This window comes from Pseudomonas fluorescens (assembly GCF_004683905.1).
GTDB lineage: Bacteria > Pseudomonadota > Gammaproteobacteria > Pseudomonadales > Pseudomonadaceae > Aquipseudomonas > Aquipseudomonas putida_A.
In genome coordinates this window covers 3,112,245-3,127,811 of the sequence record NZ_CP038438.1, presented here as the reverse complement: position 1 = coordinate 3,127,811, position 15,567 = coordinate 3,112,245, and the positions used below count along the sequence as shown (strand labels likewise).

At 54.9% G+C, this 15,567-nt stretch carries 17 protein-coding genes; 7 read left to right on the top strand and 10 right to left on the bottom strand.

Annotated features, from left to right (window positions below):
- Positions 1–29: 29 nt before the first annotated feature.
- Positions 30–806, bottom strand: coding sequence for a hypothetical protein (locus E4T63_RS14260; protein ID WP_135295828.1), 777 nt, complete (start codon positions 804–806; stop codon positions 30–32).
- Between the two features lie 133 nt (positions 807–939).
- Here E4T63_RS14260 and E4T63_RS14255 point away from each other — a divergent pair, with 133 nt between their 5' ends.
- From E4T63_RS14255 to E4T63_RS14240, 4 genes are all read left to right on the top strand, one after another.
- Entirely contained in the window at positions 940–1,197 is a 258-nt protein-coding gene (locus E4T63_RS14255; RefSeq protein ID WP_135295827.1) for a hypothetical protein, read from the top strand.
- A gap of 240 nt (positions 1,198–1,437) precedes the next feature.
- Positions 1,438–2,604 carry a restriction endonuclease gene (locus tag E4T63_RS14250; RefSeq protein WP_092305927.1) on the top strand — a complete coding sequence of 389 codons (1,167 nt, stop codon included), beginning with the start codon at positions 1,438–1,440 and terminating at the stop codon, positions 2,602–2,604.
- 132 nt (positions 2,605–2,736) lie between these two features.
- A complete protein-coding gene (locus tag E4T63_RS14245) occupies positions 2,737–3,390 on the top strand; it encodes a hypothetical protein (protein WP_135295826.1) in 654 nt (217 codons plus the stop codon).
- Positions 3,391–3,514: 124 nt separating this feature from the next.
- Positions 3,515–3,775 carry a hypothetical protein gene (locus E4T63_RS14240; protein WP_092305925.1) on the top strand — a complete coding sequence of 87 codons (261 nt, stop codon included), beginning with the start codon at positions 3,515–3,517 and terminating at the stop codon, positions 3,773–3,775.
- A 221-nt stretch (positions 3,776–3,996) separates the two neighbouring features.
- Here E4T63_RS14240 and E4T63_RS14235 read toward each other — a convergent pair whose 3' ends face one another.
- From E4T63_RS14235 to E4T63_RS14220, 4 genes are all read right to left on the bottom strand, one after another.
- A complete protein-coding gene (locus E4T63_RS14235) occupies positions 3,997–4,434 on the bottom strand; it encodes a hypothetical protein (protein WP_240795639.1) in 438 nt (145 codons plus the stop codon).
- A 138-nt stretch (positions 4,435–4,572) separates the two neighbouring features.
- Complete coding sequence (locus tag E4T63_RS14230; protein ID WP_240795640.1) at positions 4,573–5,217, bottom strand: hypothetical protein; 645 nt, start codon at positions 5,215–5,217, stop codon at positions 4,573–4,575.
- On the bottom strand, positions 5,180–5,437 hold the full coding sequence (locus tag E4T63_RS14225; protein WP_135295824.1) for a hypothetical protein: 258 nt from the start codon (positions 5,435–5,437) through the stop codon (positions 5,180–5,182). The genes E4T63_RS14230 and E4T63_RS14225 overlap by 38 nt, the downstream gene beginning before the upstream one ends.
- A 240-nt stretch (positions 5,438–5,677) precedes the next feature.
- Positions 5,678–6,595 (bottom strand): LysR family transcriptional regulator, encoded by a 918-nt coding sequence (locus E4T63_RS14220; protein WP_135295823.1) that lies wholly within the window; start codon positions 6,593–6,595, stop codon positions 5,678–5,680.
- Positions 6,596–6,774: 179 nt separating this feature from the next.
- On the opposite strand from E4T63_RS14220, the gene E4T63_RS14215 reads away from it, so the two are divergent.
- Complete coding sequence (locus E4T63_RS14215; protein WP_135295822.1) at positions 6,775–7,422, top strand: hydrolase; 648 nt, start codon at positions 6,775–6,777, stop codon at positions 7,420–7,422.
- A 191-nt stretch (positions 7,423–7,613) separates the two neighbouring features.
- Here E4T63_RS14215 and E4T63_RS14210 read toward each other — a convergent pair whose 3' ends face one another.
- The 4 genes from E4T63_RS14210 to E4T63_RS14195 form a co-directional block, all read right to left on the bottom strand.
- Complete coding sequence (locus E4T63_RS14210) at positions 7,614–8,924, bottom strand: ArnT family glycosyltransferase (RefSeq protein WP_135295821.1); 1,311 nt, start codon at positions 8,922–8,924, stop codon at positions 7,614–7,616.
- Between the two features lie 349 nt (positions 8,925–9,273).
- Positions 9,274–11,895: a bifunctional diguanylate cyclase/phosphodiesterase gene (locus E4T63_RS14205; protein WP_135295820.1), complete on the bottom strand. Its 2,622-nt coding sequence runs from the start codon at positions 11,893–11,895 to the stop codon at positions 9,274–9,276.
- A gap of 138 nt (positions 11,896–12,033) precedes the next feature.
- Entirely contained in the window at positions 12,034–12,774 is a 741-nt protein-coding gene (locus E4T63_RS14200) for an anti-sigma factor family protein (RefSeq protein ID WP_135295819.1), read from the bottom strand.
- Positions 12,767–13,279 carry a sigma-70 family RNA polymerase sigma factor gene (locus E4T63_RS14195; protein ID WP_134786412.1) on the bottom strand — a complete coding sequence of 171 codons (513 nt, stop codon included), beginning with the start codon at positions 13,277–13,279 and terminating at the stop codon, positions 12,767–12,769. Before E4T63_RS14195 ends, E4T63_RS14200 begins: the two co-directional genes overlap by 8 nt.
- 153 nt (positions 13,280–13,432) lie before the next feature.
- Between E4T63_RS14195 and E4T63_RS14190 the strand changes: the two genes are divergently transcribed.
- A complete protein-coding gene (locus E4T63_RS14190; RefSeq protein ID WP_135295818.1) occupies positions 13,433–14,401 on the top strand; it encodes a metallophosphoesterase family protein in 969 nt (322 codons plus the stop codon).
- Between the two features lie 14 nt (positions 14,402–14,415).
- Positions 14,416–14,724, top strand: a complete 309-nt coding sequence (locus E4T63_RS14185) for a plastocyanin/azurin family copper-binding protein (RefSeq protein WP_098964039.1) — start codon at positions 14,416–14,418, stop codon at positions 14,722–14,724.
- A 7-nt stretch (positions 14,725–14,731) separates the two neighbouring features.
- On the opposite strand, the gene E4T63_RS14180 is transcribed toward E4T63_RS14185, so the two are convergent.
- Entirely contained in the window at positions 14,732–15,493 is a 762-nt protein-coding gene (locus E4T63_RS14180) for a hypothetical protein (protein WP_134786410.1), read from the bottom strand.
- Positions 15,494–15,567 lie beyond the last annotated feature (74 nt).

Genomic DNA, 15,567 nt, shown 5'->3' with positions numbered 1-15,567 from the left:
CTCAGCATCCGCTGCAACGGAGCAAACTACTACCCAATTGAGTCCCCGTTTGCGTGTTGATCCTCGGCGAGCTTCATATCGAACTTGCTGTTGATTTCGCTGGTTTTGAGCTTGAAAGCAATTCCATCCAAAGGACCGACATGAAGAGTTTTCTCTCCCTCGGGTTTGCTTGAGTCGAAAAAAAATCTGAACTCTTTTTGATAGGAGTAGATGTTTCGCTTTTTAAAAACGGACTCAACCACTCCGAAACTGCCGTGAAAGGTCTCGGGATCAAAATAATCGATAAGGCCTCGCCAAGACGCATAGCCCTCCGACTTGGCGGCCTTGCTTACTTTATCGATGAAATCCGCGACCTTTATGATTAGAACGGCATGCTCTCCAAGCGAAAGCATTTCCTCGCCTAGCGTTGCGTGTATCTTCAACATTGAATTGATTTTCTCGACCACGCGCAGTCGCTCCTCTTCTGTTTCATACGATTCCTCGAAGTCCGGTACGGTAACAGCGTACATACAGAAAGCATTCAGACGATCGTGCGCTGTGCTCTGCATCACTAGCGGGCCGGCCAGCCCTTCTATTGGAAAGGATTTCTCCTCCCCGTCCGGCGTTTTAAATGAAATCGTCAGAGATATGCGGTCAGGTTGATGCCAATCCGAAGGTGCCTCAAATTGGTCACCTCGTGCGACATCACCCTCTATCCGTTTGAACTGCCCAATCGTCTTACAGAACATCTCTCCTGTTTGAATGAATGCATCAGCGTATTCCTCCTTATCAAACACTTTAACTAGAAGAGCTATTTTCCGGGTCATGAGCCAATCTCAATATTGATTCGAACACGCATAGCCTAGATTTAATTTCGGCAATGGAGAAACAGCTTCCACAATGCGAAAAGCCGATGACGCAGGACGATGCTCAGGGCCAAGCTGGTACGGCGTGTTATCAATGTACATGACGCGCGCCTGTCTCAAGCTTCTTGTTCCGTGGCGAACGGCGTTGTCATTCGGCTGGTATGGGTTGACTGCTGCCCGTCGCGAGGACTGGCAGGGGTCGCTTGCCGATGTCCGCTTCTGGCCGAAAGCGGCCGCTCAAAAAAAAAGAGTGAGACCACTCTTGATCCACCCGTTTAACCGCTTCAAAAAAACCTGTTTAAAGACGCTCGCGTTTGTTGATGTTTCGTATGAAGAGATGGGGAGGGCGTGATCGGGTTTCGAAAGGGGGCACGTGGAGCGGTGTATTTTCTGGAAATAAACTCGTCCCCATTTCTGCTCAGGAACGCGGGCTCGTCAAATAGTCACATAGACGGGAGGATGGCACTGGGCTATCGTCGGTTCGCCTATTGCGGTATTTCTTCTGCGTAGTGTCTTCCACGAGCCAGTGCGAGCTAATGATTGCAGCGACGCTCGAAGGGCACCGGAAAAATCTATCTAGGAACCGACATCGATGATTTACCAATGCAACGGATGCAATAAGACGACATTTGAAACCGCGTGCCCATGGTGCAACAGCTCACAGGTCTCTCCCTCGGCTGAATTGCGCGTTCAGCATCTTACTCCCCTTGATCCTTCGTTCTATCCCGATTTTCAGTACCAATCCAAAGGACTCATCAAGGATTTTCTGGGGAAAAAGAAAGAACAGGCGCAGTTGAACGATCTGCTCAACAACGTTTTGAGAAAGTACGCGCAACTCAAGCAGCCGTACTTTACGAACTTTATACATACCACTCGTGAGACTGCTTCTGGTAGCTCTGATGTTGGCGTGCCCGGCCCCAGGTTCGATGGGGTGTACACCGAACGCGAGCTGTTTCGTGAGGTTCTTATTCGCAAGGGGTTTGATGAGCTTGAGGGGCAACCTTCGCTTTTGGACAAATTGCTTCTGACCACTGCGTTCAACTCTGTCTATCTCGGCTTTTCCAGAGAACTCAGCCGGCACATCAAAACGGATCTGACAGAGACTCTCCGCTCCTGGATCGAGGAGGCAGGGACAACCTTTCGATCCGACCTCGCTCTATTTTACTACTATCTCTGGGAAAACGACGTTTCGTACCCAAGCATTCAATTTACCCCTCAGGCAGGAACGACGGCCAGTGTTCCACTACTACCACTAGCCGAATTCCGTAAGGGTCTCGGTTGGTGTGAAAGCATCTACTTCCACATTCTGGTGGAGCGCCTTGGGAGTCAGCTCGAGCACTTCAATCCGAATCGATTCATCACGATGTATCTCGTGGATGCTATGGACGGCTTTCAGTTTGAGGCATTCCTGGTCGAGATTTTCCAAACTATCGGGTTTGACGTGAAGGAAACAAAAAAGACTGCTGATCAGGGCGCCGATCTTTTTGTCAGTCGGTTCGGCAAAAACATGGTAATCCAGGCCAAAAATTACACGGGCTCTGTTGGGAATGCCGCAGTGCAGCAAGCAATCTCTGCCAAAGCGTTCTATGCGTGTGACGAGGCTATGGTGGTTACCAATTCCTACTACACAAAGTCCGCGAAAGAGTTGGCCGGTACTGCTGGAGTGCGATTAGTCGATCGTGAGGGCTTGCAGAATTACCTTGATGATTACAACCAGAAGCTCATTGAGGTGTTTCAAGCAGAGGCTGAGGAAAGTTAGCTATGGATGGGCCATAGATCTGACCTATTCCCAAGAGGGGAATAGATTTGTCCAAATTATTGGCCCATTATTGTTCCTTCCCCGTTATTGCCCTTTAATCAAAAGTTAGCCACTGCAGTCGAGACTTCGCAGATGATCAAAGAAAGCCCTCTGGGAAAACTAATTACTAGTCTTCAGGAGAATATTTCTGAGGGGCGCTTGGACAAAGCCGCAATTGAGAAAGCAACGAAAGAACTAGCGAAGCTTGGGTATCAATACGACGAAGATGTTTTCCCCCGACTCGTAGGTACGGAAAATTTCTCGAACAATAGTTCGGATTCTCCACAAGACCTTGCAGAGGCTCTTTTGTGGAAGCTAGGGAAATGGAAGGCATACAAGAAGTTCTGTGCGAACTATGCCACAGAGCAGCCAGTATCAACAAATACCGATGTGGTGTTCTATGCCTTTGCAATGCATCTGAAAGATAAGATAAATCCGATTTATGACCAGCACGCAATCAGGTCGCTTTGGGCGATCTTCGGAAAATTAACTGCCGACGAGAGGCAGAAGTGTAAGTCGCTACTTTTCGATACGAAAAACAAATGGAAGCAGTCTGGTACAGGAAAGAGTGCAGTTGATTGCTACTCAATTTTCGTGAAATACGTTAATTACCTAGTTTTGGCTAGCGGGGGAGTAAGCAAGTCTGAGCTTGACCGCTTGCTCATGCCCCTAGGTCAGGCAATCAAGAAGTCTACGAAAACGTATATTGAATTTGAAGCTCTTTGTGGTTGGCCTCGTAGTGGGTGACAATTTGCTGCAGGCGCGACGGTCCTGAAGGGTCGCGGCCTTTTTGCAGATGTTAGTGCCCCCTTTTGAGTCTTAACCAAACTTTATGTACCAATTTAAAAATTTTGTAGAGCCAGGAGAAGAAATGTCCTTTTACATGATTACCTATGGGCACGCACAGATTGAAGAGCTTTATATTGGTGAAACCGAAGATGCTGCAGTATCAAATGCCAGAGGCTTAATCGATCAGTGGCCAGAATATGCAGCACTGACAGATGAAGAAATTATAGAGCTCGCCAAAAACGGCGATGCCGAATTTGATTTGGTTGAGATACATGCACCCTGGCCTGGCACTAGTCACAGCCAAGAGCAGTTGGTCGCCATATATGAGCAACAGCAAGGCTAGGCGTATTGTTACATAACAGTCCGCTCAAATCGTTCGCCTCGCTCACTGAGACGGACTTTAATCCATCCCTTTTTTCACTGGGCTACTCGACTGAGCCTCGCATCAGTATGGGGGAAAAGATCGAGTCGAATATCGCGATTTCAAGCGAATAGGTTCGGAGAATGTCCGCTTTTGGCCGATTGTTGCCTGTCGCGACAGGTTCAAAACGACCGTAGTTGTCATTAAATCGAGGTAACTAAGCGGGTTTCGAGGCCTACACTTGCAGGGTATAGTGCATTAATCAATACGACGGCATCGTCGCCCTGGTTAAGGTAGATCAACGAGTCACCGGTCTCGAATGTAACTCTGAATCCCACCAGCCAAGGCTCTTGGCCGTTGAAAGAGTCAAGCATTCCCTCAACGGCGCAAATTTTTGTATTCTCAAGGTGGGTGGCTGATAGATCTGCAAGCAAGTTTTCCCTCCTCCAGGAGCAGGTCACGTTCGGCTCTATCTCGAATGAAACCGGTGTATCAGAAGGCAACAAATCCGCGCCTACTCTCTCACCATCACTCAAGAGATACATGGATAGAACTTCTCCCTCGCCAAAACGCCACTCTAGAGAACCTATGTGTCCCAGATCTTTCTCGTCGTTGAAATAGTACTGGTCGTGCAGCAGCATGCTCAGCCGCTTTCCCAAAAGCGAACGTGCGTTTTGCAGATCTAAGACTGCTCTTGTAGGGGATGGCGAGTGTCGGCTAGACATCGTGCACCTCATATAGGTGGGAAGAGACGAAAGCAAGATTTTATTGTGGTAGGTTTAATTATAAATAAAAGTATAGCTCATAATGTAGCTACCTATTCTATTCGTGCGGGCACTCACCCATACGAGCTGCATTCCCTGTTGTATATTTTTATCCAAATCCATTTTGTTCGTGCAAAGCTCAATCCAGCGGCTTGTACTTTTATCTTCGATCCATAGACCTGCCTCGCAACGACCAAACTTTCCCCTGGAAGGGCCGGGATATCTCAGCTCATATGAAGATTTATAACTAATAATTTTGCCAGGTAAAAGATAGGTCGCGGTGTCGTAACCATTCAGAGATAGAATAAATCCTAAGCAGAACCATCCAGTAAAATAGTTTAGAGCCTGTATTGCTGTCTTGCGTTCAGGCCGCTTGTAGAGTGTTCGAATTGCAGCGGTAAGCCCAGTAATGGAGCCGATCAGCAGGTATGTACTCCACTCGGGGATTTCAGGCATCAAAACTGTTCTTGCTGAAATTTTAGAAGCCCAGCCTACATAATAAAGCCATGCGCCAAAAAGCAAAAATACTACCACTGTTAGAATTATTCTTTTTGATTTGCTTTCTGGTGAACTAGGTTCCATAAGCAGCTCTTGGGGGGCAGTAATTGTCGGAGGCAAAAGTTTAAGTGGTGACGTCAGCGGCGGCAGGAAGAAACTCATAAGTCAACCCTGCCTCATAAAACACCGTTCGCCACTCTAGAAAGCCCGGACGGTATTCGCACAGAAGACGAACGATCTGCCCATCTTCTCCGATATAGACTTCTTCCACCGAAGCGATATCTCCTGGCGCTGCCTCGCGAGAGTTAATCCAATCAGTTGAAACTATTTTTGCGTGCTCAGCGCTGATTAGTTTTATGAGATCGCCTTTAGACAGTGCCATGTCCCTTCGCCTGGATTTTTACTGATAACAAGTGCATCAGACTATCGGCTTTTTAAGGCAAAGTCCTTTCTTTTAGTCCGAAGGCTTCCTTTAGACGATGTCCGCTTTTGGCCGATTGCTGTCTGTGCCTACGGGCAACTTCCGGTCAGAAGGCGACACTCGCGAGTGACCGCTTTCCCATAGCGGCCCTGCGCGAACGGCGGATAAAGAGGAAGTCTGTCGCTCTCGCTTAGCCCAACCTCACACCAGCGCATCATCCTGATGTGACAGCGGCTGCACCGCCAGGTGTGGCGTTTCGCCGAAGAACTCGATCAGCAGTTCAGTGAGCACACGAATTTTGCGCGCAGGGTGCGGACCCGGCGGGCGGATGATGTAGGCACCGGCCGGAGGGGGAGGATGGTTTGTCATGATCGGCACGAGTGCGCCGGATGCCACGTGTTCATGGGTGAGGCAGTCGGGCAGGTAGGCGACACCGAGGCCTGCGGTCGCGGCGGCGACCAGGGCGATGCCGTTGTCGGCCTTGAAGCGGCCTTGTGGACGAACCGTGATGACTTTGTCGCCATCCATGAATTGCCAGGCTTCGGTGCCCTGCATGAGCGCCTGATGGGCAATCAGTTCATCCGGCGTCTGGGGTTCTCCATGCGCGTTGATGTAGGCGGGGCTCGCGACGAGCTTGGTGTAGACCGGGCCAATCCGTCTGGCGATCAGATTGGAGTCCTGCATATAGCCCACCCGGATGGCGCAATCGTACCCCTCGGCAATGAGGTCAACGAAGCGATCGCTGTAACAGGTCTGGATGTGCAGCTGCGGATGCCGACGCGCCATTTCTGCCAGCATCGGGGCGAAGTGACTCTGGCCGAACGACAGCGGCACGGCCACGCGCAAGCGGCCGCGGAGGGCGCCGGCGGGCAGGATCGTTTCCTTGGCGATGTCGATCTCGGTGCAAACCCTGGCGGCGTAGTCCCGGAACGTCGCACCGGCCTCGGTAAGCGCCGCCCCGCGCGTGGAGCGTGCCAGCAATTGCACACCCAATTCGGTTTCAAGCCGAGCCAGGCGGCGGCTGACGATCGATTTCGACACGCCAAGACGCAGTGCAGCCTGCGAAATGCCCCCGGCATCAGCCACTTCCACGAAGGTCTGCAGTTCTTCGATATCCACGCTTGCGTTCCTCATTTCGCGACACAGCACGTCGCGCAATGCTACTACTGCGTCAAACATGGGAACAGCACAATGGATTTTCCGGGCATGGCGTCATTCGCACGTGTCTCGGAACCCATCACCCGCACAGGCTCCGGCCTGATTCACAAACGTGCGTCACCCATGAAAAGGATTTGCCAATGGCAAGCGAGACTCTCCGCAACCCCCATACCGATCAGCTACTGACCCCGGAAAACTCGGCGTTGATCATCATCGATTATCAACCTGTTCAGGTTTCTTCGATCCGCTCGATGCCGCGTGATGAACTCGTCTTCAACATAACCAGCGTCGCGATGGCGGCGGTCAACTACAACCTTCCGATCATCCACTCGACAGTCAATGTCGCGACCGGCCGCAACAAGCCGCCGATCCAGGAGCTGCAACAGGTGCTCGGCCATCTGCCGACCTATGACCGCACATCGATCAACAGTTGGGAGGACACGCAATTCAAGCAGGCAGTCAAGGCGCTCGGGCGCAAGAAGCTGATCATGACTGCACTCTGGACCGAAGCGTGCCTGACATTCCCGGTGCTCGACGCGATCCAGGAAGGTTATGACGTTTATGTGCCAGTCGATGCGGTCGGCGGCACATCGCTCGCCGCGCACGAGGCGGCGTTGCGCAGAATGGAACAGGCGGGCGCGAAGCTCATCAGCCGGGTGCAAATGTACTGCGAACTACAGCGCGACTGGGCGAGAGAAGTGACCGTGCCGGGCTTTCTGGGCGTATTCGAGAACTTCGACGGGTTCAACGCTGAAAAAGCGCTGGAAGAGGCGGACAAGAAGGCCTGATTAGCGGGCAATGAATGAAGGTGTCGCTCGCGAAAGCGGGCGCCACCTTTATTTTTTTCCTGCTGCAAACGACTGCTTTTGTGCAGGGCCCTGCCGCCGATTCAGTACCCTGAATGCGTAATGAACCTGTCAGATACCAATATGTGGATGCTGGACAGTCGTGTCGCTAACTCATGTCTCAGGAAGAGGCTTCACCAAAACCAATACGGCAGAAACTTCGGTGTGGGTTCGATCATGAGTTCCAAGTGGTAGGTGATCGGGTTGAAGAAAAACATATCCAGTATCAGAAAAGCCGCTACGCCAAACGACAGCGTCATGAACTCCCGATAGGGATGCTCGGCGAAGTACTGGTGTTTGCCATGGTAGAAGCTCAGCAGCGCAGACAATCCCAAGGCTACGCCCAGATAGTTGGGCTGTAGCGGGACATCGGCGAAGTTGTTGTAGACCAGCACCGCCACCAGCATCCCCAACCCCAGCATGGGCAACTTCAGGCAGAAGTTCAGCAGGCCGTTTTTGGCGCGGACCAAGGCGGCTTCCTTGCTGACGAAGAGATAAGCGGCCAGCAGCGAAATGGCCGGGGTGATTGCGAGGATGTAGCGCGCTTTCTTCGAGCTGGGGATTGTAAACAGCACCAGCAGCACCAACAGCCACCCGGTCAGATACAGCAGCAGGTCGATGTCTTTATCGCGGGTCGAGCGAAAGAACAGTTTGTACTTCTTGATAATTACATTAATGGCGTAAAACACCGTGATGCCGTAGGTAAACAGGCCTGCGGAGAAGTAGAAGTAATAGCGTGGCGCGTGGTCGGAACCGAAGCGTCCGATGCCCTGCATGTTCAGCACTTCCTCGAGGAACGCTTGCCCCCCTTGCAAGTAGGCGGCCCATGCCAGCAGCGCAACGCCAAGAGTCAGAATCACGCCCGAGAGCAATGAATACAGCAGCAACATGCGCCACTGCCGGCTCAGCAAGTAATAGGCGCCAATGACAGTCGCGGGTCCGATCAAGCCAATAGGCCCCCGAAAGGCGAAACCCAGTGCCAACCCGAGGTACAGAAATGCAAGGCGACGCGGGTCCTTTTTTACATCGGCCGCATAGGCAAAGTAGAAGCACATCACCGTTAACAGCGCCGGATAGATATCCAGTGCCAGTGAGTTGACGCCGTCAAGAAAAGCCCAGGTGAGCAGGCTGAAAAGAACGCCATACGCGCCCCATTTCTTGCTGTGCAACGCGCCCAGCCGATAAATGAATACCAGCATCAGCGAAGCGGCCACGCAGGACGGAAAACCCATGGAAAGAATGGACACCCGGCCGAACGGCAAGGAAACCAGATAGACCAACAGGGTATTGAGAACCGTATAGTCGGGATAAGGCTTGAGGTCGTCGGCAATCGGGAACAGTGTGATGCCGTGCAGCAACATGTACTCGGCAAAGTCGACAAAACGTGTTGTGTAGTTGAGGACAGCGGGTTTGTACTGCAACGCCATGAACACGGCCAGTGTCATGAAAAAAATGCTCAGGCATGGATTTCTCGTAATCAATCCTTTGAACAACACTGCCCGCCAAGTGCGCTCTACAACAAGCGGGGCCTCATATCGATCCATCGGTAACCCTTTAGTGAAGATGTTCTTTTGACCGCAATCCTGACAGTCCGGTGATGCCTGCATTGAACTTGTGTGGGGTGCGAGATTGACGTTGAGCCTGGCCCGCGGCGAGGACTATTCAACCATGACGGCCCTAAACACACCCTGAACAAAACCAATTGAAGTCAACAGGAACACCGTATTAACGAAGAGTGTCGAGCCGGGCTTTGTGCATTTCTACGATGGATTATTGCCAGCGATGCAAGGCCAGCTAGATGACGCGACCTTTCTTCGACGGCGAATGATCGGCCGGCCCGGTTCTGGCGGTTTGCAGCAACCTTGCGAACGCCGTTTTGTCTATTGGTCGACTCATGAAGTAACCCTGCACCTCGTTGCATTGATCCTTGCCGAGAATCTCCAGTTGCTCCTCGGTTTCCACGCCTTCGGCGGTCACGGTCAGGCCCATGGCTTTGCCCAGGCCGATGATCGCCTGAACCACGGCGCGATCGTTGGCGCCGTTGCTGATCGAGGCGATGAAGCGCTTGTCGATCTTGATCCCGTCGAACGGGTAGGCGCGCAGGTAGCCGAGGGACGAATAGCCGGTGCCGAAGTCGTCCATGTTCAGGCGCACCCCGAGTTGCTTCAGCGCATTCATCGTGGCCAGCGCGCCGTCGGTGTCGACGAGCATCACGTTTTCGGTGATTTCCAGTTCCAGGCGACTGGCCGGGAAACGGGTCTGGATCAGCGCTTCGCGCACGTCTTCAACGACATCGCTGAGGGCAAATTGCGCCGGCGACAGATTGACCGAAAGCAGAATGTCTGACGGCCAGCTCAGTGCGGTTTCACAGGCTTCACGCAATACCCAGCGCCCCAGCGCCACGATCAGGTCGGTCTGTTCCGCCAGGCCGATGAACACGTCCGGCCCCAGCAGGCCCTTGGTCGGGTGTTGCCAGCGCACCAGCGCTTCGACCGAGACGATGTGCTTGCCGTCGACGGTGTAGCGCGGCTGGTAATGCAGGATGAATTCGTCGTTCTTCAACGCGCCACGCAAATCGCTTTCCATTTGCCGGCGGGTCTGGATCTGGTCGTTCATGTGCGCTTCGAAATAACACCAGGTGTTCTTGCCCTCGGACTTGGCCTGATACAGCGCGATGTCGGCGCAACGGATCAACTCGCTGGGCACGAAGCCCTGACGGCGGCTCAGGGCGATGCCGATACTGGCGCCGACGTGCAACGGGTGATGCTCGAAGACCATCGGCTGATGCAGGCTCTCGACCAGCCGGGTACAAAAGCGGTCGACCTCTTGCCGAGTGTCCATGCCATTGAGCACCACGACAAATTCGTCACCGCCCAGGCGCGCGACGATGTCGTGCTCACGGGTGCATTCGCGCAGGCGACTGGCGACTTCCTGCAACACCGCATCACCGGCCGGATGGCCGAGCGAGTCGTTGATCGGCTTGAAGTTGTCCAGATCGATCACCAGCAACGACAGTGGCGGGGCATGCTCTTTGAGCAGCAGCGCGTCATCCAGATAACGTGACAACTGATTGCGATTGGGCAGGCCGGTCAAGGCGTCGTGCATCGACAGGTGCTGGATCTGCGCATGGGCAGCGACTTCGTCGGTGATGTCACTGGCGGTGCCGCGATAGCCGACCACGCTTTGTTTCTCGATGATCGGCCGCGCTGATAGCCGACAGTGACGTTGCTGCCCGGCGTGATCGCGGTAGGTGCAGCGCAGGTCGCTGGCATTGCTGTCTTCGGTGAGTTTTTTCAGCCACAGCTCCAGCGGCGTAGTATCGCAGGACACCAGTTGCCCGATGCCTTGCCCCAGCCACTCGGTTTGCGGGTAACCGGTCACCTCGCTGAAGCGCGCCGAGAGATAGGTCAGGCGCAGCTGATTGTCGACTTCCCAGATCCAGTCCGATGCGGCCTCGGCCACGGCGCGAAAGCGTTCTTCACTGGCTTCCAGCGCGTGGTTGGCCGCTTCCAGCGCCTGATTCGAGGTCTTCAACGTGCTGAAACTCTGATCGACGTAGGTCGACGATCGCACGGCGTGACGCAGGAAATAGGCGGTCAACAGCATCAGCACGGCCAGCACGCTGCCGAGTGTTGGCAGCAATGACCACAACAATTGCTGCCCGGGGCGCTTCAGATCTGCCGTCAAGCTGAAACCGGTACTGTCCAGCGGCACGCGTGGTTGCTCCCCGCTGAGCTGTTCATCCGGAATCAGCGTCAGGTTGTTCAGGCCATAGGCCACGCCAAGCGCTTGCAGTTTGGCCGGCGTCAGCTTGTCGACGAATACCAGCACCGAGGTCTGTTGCGGATCGCCCACCGGACGCTCATCGTTGGGCAGAATGGCCGCCGCCGTGACCAGCGCCGGCCAGCCGTCGAACAGCGAGTAAGTGCTGACAGGCACAGTCAGATCAGACTGGTTTTGCACCTGATCAATCAACGACGCGGCAGGCACTGCGAGCCAGTGCGCGATGTCCGCGTCTTCCTGCTGCCCCTGCACCACGGCGTATTTGGTGCGCTGCCGATCCAGCACGAACACGCCGTCATAACCGTCAGTGGTGAACAGCGTCTTGCCAATGTTCTGTTGGGTGTACGCCCAGTCGGTATCGACCTGGGTGTGCAGGTGCTCATAGGCGGTGGTCCAGTCAGCGTAACTGGTGATGTAGCTCTTTGAGCTGCTGATGCGGTTTTCCAGGGCGCGGGCCGTGTAGAAACGGTTCTGCTCGACATCCTCGCGATCCAGGCGAGCGGCAATGCCGAGCAGGGTGCCGATAGCGGCAATCACCCCGACGATAAACAGCGTGCCGACCGCAAACGCCAGGCGGCGGGTGATTGCGCTTTGCTGAGGCGGAACCGGCGTGGCAGGAGCGAAACTGTCCATATGCTCGTCCTTGGTAGCTTGGGTTTGCTCATCTGGAACAGCGGCCCGAGCGCAATGTTCAATCTGTTGCTGACGATTGCGCTGCGGCGGATTTCTCAAGCGTAGTGAATGCGCGAGGATTTTGCCTTTGAGGCCACGCTATTGCGCTCTGAGCAACTGCCCCAACGCCTGCAGCTCAGCTTTCTCCGCATCCGACACCAGCACGAAACGCATATAACTGGCCTGCCACGACACCACATTGAAGCCGCGCAAGCTTTGGCTTTGCACGGCTTTATCAGCCTCGCTCGTAGGCAGGATGAACACGTTGATGATGTGTTTGCCATGCCCATAGCTCAGGGCAGCGGTGGTCTGGTGTTGCAGGTAATCCAGGCGCCCGCCGAGCAAGGGAAAGCCCTGCGCCGAGTAGTCGGAAACCGGGGGCGAGAAGTCGAGTTTGCCGGTGAACCAGGGCTTGACGGTGTGGCGGTCGGATGACACCACGTCGTTGAGGTGTTCGCCCATCAACGAGCGCACATGGCTGGACACGGCCTCGTCGATCAAGGGTTGCTCGCTGCCCGGAGTGGCGACATACAGCACCATCGCCAGGGCCAGCGCTGCGGCGGAAAAGCCCGGAGCCAGCCATTTTTGCCAGCGCCGGATGAACCCCGGCGCAGGTTTGTCGGCGGCGAACACGCTGGCCGTCAGTGAGGCGGGGGCGCGGTAGTAGGGGGCATGGCGCTTCACGCTGACCTTGAGCAACTTCGCTTGCTCGTGCAGCCGCGCGCACTCGGCGCAGGCGCTCAAGTGCGCTGCCACCTGCGTAGCTGTCGCCGGATCAAGTTCCTGATCCAGATAGCCGTGCAGCTGTGTCTGGCAAACCGTGCAGTCGAGTTCATTCATGATCGTGCAACTTCAGTAGTTCGAGCTTGAGCAGGGCCCGCGCCCGGGCCAACCTGGACATCACGGTGCCGATGGGAATATCGACCACCAGAGCGATGTCCTTGTAGGGCAGGTCTTCGAGTTCCTTGAGCACAATCACCTCGCGAAACGCCGGCGGCAGGGCGCACAGCGCTTGCTGCAGCAGCGCGGCGTTTTCCGTGTGAATGGCCAGCAATTCCGGGGTCTGGCTATGGCTCAGGTGGCCGTCGTCAGTCGCCATGTCGTCATCGATGGCGACCCAATGGCGTCCGGCCGAGGCCTTGAGCCAGGTGTAGCTTTCGTTGCGCACAATGGTCAGAAACCACGCCTTGGCGTTGCCATCGGCGAAACGCTGCAAAAACCGGAAGGCGCGCAGGGCGCTTTCCTGCACGACGTCGCGCGCGGCGCTGTCGTTGCCGGTGAGCCAGCGCGCAAGGTTGTAGGCCGCGTCCAGATGGGGCGCAATCAGTTCCTCAAATCGCTTCATGGTCGGTTCCGCACCGTCACACCCCTATAACCATGCTGCGGCGGGTTTTATTCGCGCCAAAAGATTTATTTTTTACCGTGGAATAAAGCCTCGCGCAGCCAGGTTTACCTCGTGTCAGCTACCTCACTGTAGTTCGCCCGCGAGGACATACCGATGGACATTCAAGCAAAACATCCGCTGCGTACCGACGGCCCGCTCAACCCGGACCGGCGCACCCTGCTCAAATGCTCGGCGTGGGCCGGGGCAGGAGTCCTCTGGGCCTTGAGCGGCGGGATTCCCAAAGCCTTTGCGCTGGACGAGGCGGGCAACGTCAATGATCCAAAAGCGCTGGCTAGCACCTTTCACTTCGTACAGATCAGCGACTCGCACATCGGCTTCAACAAGGAAGCCAATCCGGAGCCGGTCAAGACCTTGCAAGTGGCGATCGACAAGGTCATCGCACTGCCCAAACGGCCGTCACTGATCCTGCACACCGGTGACATCACCCACCTGTCCAAACCTGATGAATTCGACACCGCCGCACAGCTGCTCAAAGGCCTGCCATCCACCGTGCATTACATACCCGGTGAACACGACACCCTCGACGAGGGCGGCGGCAAGCTTTATCTGGAGCGCTACGGCAAGGGCACCAAAGGCAACGGTTGGTACAGTTTCGATGACCATGGCGTGCACTTCATTGGGCTGATCAATGTGTTCAATTTCCAGGCCGGCCACGAAGCCACCCTCGGCGCCGATCAACTGGCCTGGCTGGCGGATGACTTGCGCGCGGTCAGCAGCAGCACGCCCATCGTCGTGTTCACGCACATCCCGCTGTGGACCATTTATCAGCCGTGGGGCTGGGGCACCGAGGACGGCGATCAGGCGATTGCGATGCTGCGCAAGTACGGTTCGGTGACGGTGCTGAACGGGCACATCCATCAGGTGATCCAGAAAGTCGAAGGCAATATCACCTTCCACACCGCCCGTGGCACCGCGTATCCGCAGCCGGCACCGGGTGCTGCACCGTCACCGGGGCCGATGACGGTGGCGGCCGATCAATTGCGCAATTACCTGGGGATCACCGACGTGCGCGCGACTCAGGGTGATCACCCGCTGGCACTGATTGATTCGACACTGGTGTAACCGAGGGCGGACCGATGAAAACGCGACTGTTGGCGCTGATGGGCCTGTTGCTGGCGATGCCGCTGTGGGCCGCGGAAGTGAAGATCGACATCAAGGAATTCATGTTCGCCCCCAAAGACCTGACCGTGGCCGTCGGCACCAAGGTGACGTGGGTCAATGACGATCAGATTCCGCACACGGTGGCGGAAACCCACAAGGTATTTCGCTCAGGGGCGCTGGATACCAATGACAGCTTTTCCTGGGTGTTCGATACGCCGGGGGAGTTTGAATATTTTTGCGTGTTGCATCCGCAGATGATTGGGAAGGTGGTGGTGACGCAGTAGACGCTCTTTATCCAGCCGACAAAATCAAACGCCGCTCAGGGGATCTTTGCATAAACAGGATGACGTCGAAGATTCGACCTGGCTCTGTACTGAGTTCAGGATAGTTGCTCTGGAGAATTGCCTCGGTCAGCAGCGCTTTATTGTCGCGCCAGCATTGGCCCAAGGAAAATGGTAGATGGCAAATGCGCTGGCCAGCGGCTCTATAGGCGTTTTTTGGTAGAAGGTACTGTGTGCCGCTGAACCCGGATATTCCTGCACGTTGCAAACCCTTTCTGACCTGACTGTCAAACGCGGGCATGAATCCAGTGATCAGTAGTAAAGCCTTCATTGGATAAGTGACGTTGGTATTGTTGATGAAGAGCGCATGCGCCAACGCCTCGAGGATACTTAGCAATTCAGTATCAAATTGGTTGAGCGAGCTGAAGGGTGTCTCTCGGATGAAGTTTCGACCGCCCGCAGGGTCTAGATCCAAAGCATCCAGTCCGATGCGGTCGAGGCACACAAGCCTGGAATGCAGCGCCTTGCTGCTCAGCGCTGCAGCGATGTGCTGAGTTGGACGGAGTATCGGAGCCTTGCGCGTACACGCTCCCCAGTTGGCCAATGCGGCGTATAAGGCCTCAGCGAGCTCGCCAGCACGCTCTATTGAAACATCAGCGGCAAGGTACCGACTGGAAATTTTGCGTACGTGAGCAAAATCAGCATGGTAAGAGGCGTTGAACGCATTGATTGCTGATTTGATATCGGTAGTCTGGCCAATCAACTGAAGCATTGTCTTTATCCGAATTGAAGTGAGCTGCGGAGCGAACAGAGCATATCGATACAACTGATAAGGGCAAGTGCCCG